General features: G+C 67.1%; 7 protein-coding genes. 4 read left to right on the forward strand and 3 right to left on the reverse strand.

Going from position 1 to position 4,902, the window contains the following annotated elements; all coding sequences use genetic code 11:
• Window positions 1–4: 4 nt before the first annotated feature.
• The gene (locus ON26_RS05050; protein ID WP_040794799.1) at window positions 5–649 is read right to left on the reverse strand and encodes a nitroreductase family protein; all 645 of its coding nucleotides are present in this window, start codon (window positions 647–649) and stop codon (window positions 5–7) included.
• Between the two features lie 213 nt (window positions 650–862).
• Between ON26_RS05050 and ON26_RS05055 the strand changes: the two genes are divergently transcribed.
• The 3 genes from ON26_RS05055 (at window position 863) to ON26_RS05065 (ending at window position 2,408) form a co-directional block, all read left to right on the forward strand.
• Window positions 863–1,324, forward strand: a complete 462-nt coding sequence (locus ON26_RS05055; RefSeq protein ID WP_040794800.1) for a MarR family winged helix-turn-helix transcriptional regulator — start codon at window positions 863–865, stop codon at window positions 1,322–1,324.
• A gap of 75 nt (window positions 1,325–1,399) precedes the next feature.
• The gene (gene nucS, locus ON26_RS05060) at window positions 1,400–2,092 is read left to right on the forward strand and encodes an endonuclease NucS (protein ID WP_040794801.1); all 693 of its coding nucleotides are present in this window, start codon (window positions 1,400–1,402) and stop codon (window positions 2,090–2,092) included.
• Between the two features lie 10 nt (window positions 2,093–2,102).
• Complete coding sequence (locus ON26_RS05065; protein ID WP_040794802.1) at window positions 2,103–2,408, forward strand: Rv1322 family protein; 306 nt, start codon at window positions 2,103–2,105, stop codon at window positions 2,406–2,408.
• 121 nt (window positions 2,409–2,529) lie between these two features.
• Here the strand turns inward: ON26_RS05065 and ON26_RS05070 are convergent, their stop codons facing one another.
• Together ON26_RS05070 and mce are read right to left on the reverse strand one after the other, a co-directional pair.
• Window positions 2,530–3,531: a coiled-coil domain-containing protein gene (locus ON26_RS05070; RefSeq protein WP_040794803.1), complete on the reverse strand. Its 1,002-nt coding sequence runs from the start codon at window positions 3,529–3,531 to the stop codon at window positions 2,530–2,532.
• Window positions 3,532–3,617: 86 nt separating this feature from the next.
• A complete protein-coding gene (gene mce / locus ON26_RS05075; protein ID WP_040794804.1) occupies window positions 3,618–4,088 on the reverse strand; it encodes a methylmalonyl-CoA epimerase in 471 nt (156 codons plus the stop codon).
• Between the two features lie 139 nt (window positions 4,089–4,227).
• Here mce and ON26_RS05080 point away from each other — a divergent pair.
• Window positions 4,228–4,902 (forward strand): thiolase family protein (locus tag ON26_RS05080; RefSeq protein ID WP_040794805.1); only part of this gene is annotated, 675 nt, incomplete at its 3' end.

The raw sequence follows: 4,902 nt of genomic DNA on the forward strand, positions 1-4,902 counted from the left end.
ACCATTACCACGTGTTCCAGTGCAGTACCTGCTCTCGGTTGATGCGCTTGGCCGGGCGGAAGTCGGTGCCGATGGTGAAGGCGAGTGGGATCAGGGCCGCGAGCATGACGTCGTCGTAGGGGACGCCGAGGACTGCGGCCAGTTCGCGTTCCAGCGGGGCTTGTGCGGTGGTCCAGACACTGCCGAGGCCGCGGGCGCGGGCGGCGAGCATGAAGCTCCACACTGCGGGCAGGATGGAGCCCCAGGTGCCGGCCTGTTCGGTCACGTTTGCCTGGTCGGTACGGCCCTCGACTGCGGGGATGACGATCGCCGGTACCTGGTGGATGTGGCCGTAGAGGTACTGGAGCCCTTGGGCGATTCCTGGCCAGGAGCCGTGGGCGTTCATGCGGCGCAGGTCTCGTTCGGTCAGTTGCGTGCCCTGTGCGACGTGGACACCCCTGCGGTAGATGTCGGCGACCTCGGCGCGTTGGGTCTTGTCGGTGACGACGAGGAAGTGCCAGCGTTGGCGATTGCGGCCGGTCGGGGCCTGCGTGGCGAGGTCGACGCATTCCTCGATGAGATGGCGTGGCACAGGCCTGGTCAGGTCGAGCCGTTTGCGCACCGCGCGGGTGGTGGACAGAACTTCGTCGGCGGATAGGTTCAGCGACATGGGGCCTCTTTCTCGGGTCAGGACTGGGTGGGGACGGGTTGCCGGGCCAGGGGTGGCTCGGATTCTCGAGGGGGTCTGCTGCAGATAGAGCACAACGGCGAGTCGCACCATCTGCTCACAAACCATCTTTACCAAGATGATTTGGGACCGTACGGTCGAGATGGTTTGTTGTCAAACGATTGGCGAGCAGACGATTGTGGTAGTCTGCCGGATATGCCGACCAGGACAGGCGCTCGCACACGGACGACCTACTTCCCACGCCTCGCGGCGGATCGCCCGGACATCGCTCTGTGCCGCGCTTCGACGGTTGTCGCCCGGGCTGCGGAGGCCCTGGCCGAGCGGCAGGGTCTCGGTGTCGGTCACCATCTGGTCCTCAAGATGCTCGCGGCCGTCGGTCCGACCTCGCAGCAGGTGCTCAGCGAGGAATTGCGAATCGACCGCAGCGTCATGGTCGGCATCGCCGACGAACTGGAGAAGGCAGGCTACGTCAGCCGCGAACGCGACCCCGAGGATCGGCGCGCCTACGCGGTCACCCTCACGACGCCGGGTCGGCGGGCACTCGCGAAGGCGGAGAAGGCCATCCCCGAGTACCTCGACCACACCTTCGCCGCGCTCACCCCCACCGAGCGGGATAAGCTCACCGCTCTGCTGGGCAAGCTCCTGTCCGTCAGCTGAACAACCCGAGTGGCACCGCCGGTGGCCCGAAGGGCAGGTCTCTGCCGGATCGCGCCAGGCCCTACACTCGTCCCGGTGCGCCTCGTGATTGCTCGTTGCCAGGTCGATTACGTCGGTCGGTTGACCGCCCACCTTCCGATGGCTCGCAGACTTCTACTCATCAAGGCCGACGGTTCGGTGCTGGTGCATTCCGATGGCGGTTCCTACAAGCCGCTCAACTGGATGAGCCCGCCCTGCTGGCTCGATGAGCGTGATCTCGCCGCGGCGGGGATACCGGAGACGGCCAAAGCGCTGTGGGTGGTGACGAACAAGTCCGGCGAGGAATTGCGCATCACCATCGAGGACATCGAGCACGATTCCTCGCACGAACTCGGTGTCGATCCCGGGCTCGTGAAGGACGGTGTCGAAGCGCATCTGCAGGAATTGCTCGCCGAGCATGTGCAGACCCTCGGCGCCGGCTACACGCTGATCCGGCGCGAGTACATGACGGCCATCGGACCGGTGGACCTGCTGTGCCGGGACGAGAAGGGCGCGACCGTGGCCGTGGAGATCAAGCGGCGCGGCGAGATCGACGGCGTGGAGCAGCTGACGCGCTATCTCGAACTGCTGAACCGGGATCCGTTGCTGGCACCGGTGGCCGGGGTGTTCGCGGCCCAGCAGATCAAGCCGCAGGCGCGCACGCTCGCGCAGGATCGGGGCATCCGCTGCCTCACACTCGATTACGACGCGCTACGTGGCACGGAGAGCAACGAATTCCGGTTGTTCTAGGCTCGTAGTCGTGTCACGCCGCAAATCCCGAAGCGATCGCCGAGCGGGCCGTCCGGATTCCGGCCGGCCGTTGTCGGATGTCTTCGGCTCGATCGAGCTCGGGCCCGGCGGCGGCGAGGAGTATTCGGTGCGCACCATTCCGGCGGCGCGGGCACTCAAGACCTATCGGTGCCCCGGCTGTGACCACGAGATCGTGCCCGGGGTGGCCCATATCGTCGCGTGGCCGCGAGCGGACGGCGAAGAGGACCGCAGGCACTGGCATCGCGGATGCTGGAACGGCAGGCACACCCGTGGGATCACCCGGCGCTGGTCCTGAGTCCTGGCTCGCATCCATCTCTCTCGCGCGGAACTGAAAAAGGCCGCCCCCGGTGTGGGGGCGGCCTTCAGGGTTGAACTGGTGGAGATGACCGCGTCGTCGCCTTTCGGGGTGATCCGGGTCAGTTGGCGATCTCGGCGGCTTCGCGCTCGTCGGCTTCGATGTCCTCGTCGTCCGCGGTGGCCTCGGGGATCGCCTTGGTGGTGCGGGCGCCGACCGACTTGGACGGGCCGCCACCGATCTTGCGCTGCTCCGGCACACCGTCGAGCAGTTCGCTCTCCCGGTTGACCGCCGCCAGCATGGCGGGCACCGAGTCGAGCTGGCCGCGGATGCCGAGCAGCTGGGCGAGCACCCGGCCGCGCAGCACGCGCATCTCCTCGGCGAGTTCCTTGGCGTGGGCGATCTTGCGCTCGGAGGTCTGGGTCGCCGAGGTGATGAGGCGGTTGGCCTCGTCGGTGGCGTCCTTGATCCGCTGCGCGGCCTCGGCCCGGCTGGTGGCCTCGAGCTCCTCCATCTGGCGGGTGAGCTTGGTGCGCCGCTCGGACATGGTGACCTCGAAGTCCTGCTGCGCGGCCTTGCGCTTGGCTTCGGCCTCCTTGAGGATGCGCTCGGACTCGGCCTGCGCGGCTTCGATGATCTTCGCCGACTCGGTGCGGGCGTTGGCGAGGGTCTGCTCGTACTCGATCTCGAGCGCTTCGCGCTTTTCCTTGGTCTCCGACAGCAGCGACTCGTACTTGCCGCGCATCTCGGCGGCCTGCTGCTCGGCGATCGACACCATCTCGGCGGCCTCGGCCTGGGCCAGCGCCCTGACCTCGCTGGCCTCGTCGGAGGCCAGCCGCAGCATGCGGGAAATACGGTCGGACATGCCTTCGGCCGTGGTCGGCGGGACCGAGAGACGATCGACTTCCTTGCGGAGCTCGTCGATCTCGTCCCGCGCGTCCTCGAGCTGCGCGGCCAGGTTGCGTGCCTGCGCCGCGGCGGCATCGCGGTCGGTGGCCGTGACCCTCAACTCGGCGTCGAAGCGGTCGAAGTAATTACGCACCTCGTCTTGCGCATAGCCCTTCCGCACAACGGTGAAGGGCAACGCGACGAAGCGATTGCGATCGGACTCAGGTGACGACATGGCACACAAACTACAGCCTGTCAGCGGCCGATGGTGACTCGACCGCGAATGTGAACCGTCCGACTTTCCCCGCTCCGACCGCGATACTAGTGCGTAACATCCGGGTTGGGTTCGACCAACTCGACCAGCACACCTCCAGCATCCTTCGGATGGATGAAATTGATGCGGGAATCAGCGGTTCCGCGCCTGGGGGCTTCGTACAGCAAACGCAGTCCACGCTCGCGTAGGTAGGTCGAGACGGCGTCGATATCGGTAACGCGGTAGGCCAGTTGCTGCAGGCCCGGTCCGTTGCGGTCGATGAACTTGGCGATGGTCGAGGTCTCGTCGAGCGGCGCCAGCAACTGCAGGGCGGTGGCGCCGTCGGGGGCGCCGGGCAGCGACAGCATCGCCTCGTGCACGCCCTGGGCCTCGTTGATCTCCCGGTGGGTCTCGATCATGCCGAGATTCTCGGCGTACCAGGCGATGGCGGCGTCGAGGTCGGGCACTGCCACGCCCACGTGGTCGACGGCCACCACGTAGTCGCCTGGGATGAATGAAGTCTCATTTGCGTTGCTCACCCTTCGACGGTAGCGCTCCACCTGCGAGATGTCCGGCCCGGCCGACCGGCTACCGTGGGGTAGAACCCTGTTGACATCGATCTTCTTGATATCCGGCCCGTCGCGCACCGGCGTGGCCGTGGAGAATGCGAGGCTCGTCGTGACCACTTCCGTCATCGTCTCCGGCGCCCGTACGCCGGTCGGCCGGCTGCTCGGCGGCCTGAAGACCTTCTCGGGCTCGGACCTCGGCGGGTTCGCCATCAAGGCCGCGCTGGAAAAGGGCGGCGTTGCTCCCGAACTGGTGGAGTACGTGATCATGGGGCAGGTGCTGACCGCGGGCGCGGGCCAGATCCCGGCGCGCCAGGCCGCGGTGGCGGGCGGCATCCCGATGGATGTGCCCGCGCTGACCCTGAACAAGGTGTGCCTGTCCGGCATCAACGCCATCGCCCTGGCCGATCAGCTGATCCGCGCCGGCGAGCACGAGATCATCGTGGCCGGCGGCCAGGAGTCGATGAGCCAGTCGCCGCATCTGCTGGAGAAGAGCCGCGAGGGCTTCAAGTACGGCGATGTGAATCTGCGCGACCACATGGCCCACGACGGCCTGCACGACATCTTCACCGATCAGGCGATGGGCCTGCTGACCGAGCAGGGCAACGATCGCGATCCGATCAGCCGCGAGGACCAGGACGCGTTCGCCGCGGCCTCGCACCAGCGTGCGGCGGCGGCCTGGAAGAACGGCGTCTTCGACGACGAGGTGGTCCCGGTCGCGGTGCCGCAGCGCAAGGGTGATCCGGTGCTGGTCACCAGCGACGAGGGCATCCGCGCTGCGACGACC

Source organism: Nocardia higoensis NBRC 100133 (genome assembly GCF_000308595.1).
GTDB classification, from domain to species: domain Bacteria; phylum Actinomycetota; class Actinomycetes; order Mycobacteriales; family Mycobacteriaceae; genus Nocardia; species Nocardia higoensis.

Excerpts from the sequence above, each read along its gene's own strand:
- ON26_RS05050 (WP_040794799.1), bottom strand. The coding sequence starts at position 649 with ATGTCGCTGAACCTATCCGCCGACGAAGTTCTGTCCACCACCCGCGCG.
- ON26_RS05055 (WP_040794800.1), top strand. The coding sequence starts at position 863 with ATGCCGACCAGGACAGGCGCTCGCACACGGACGACCTACTTCCCACGC.
- ON26_RS05070 (WP_040794803.1), bottom strand. The coding sequence starts at position 3,531 with ATGTCGTCACCTGAGTCCGATCGCAATCGCTTCGTCGCGTTGCCCTTC.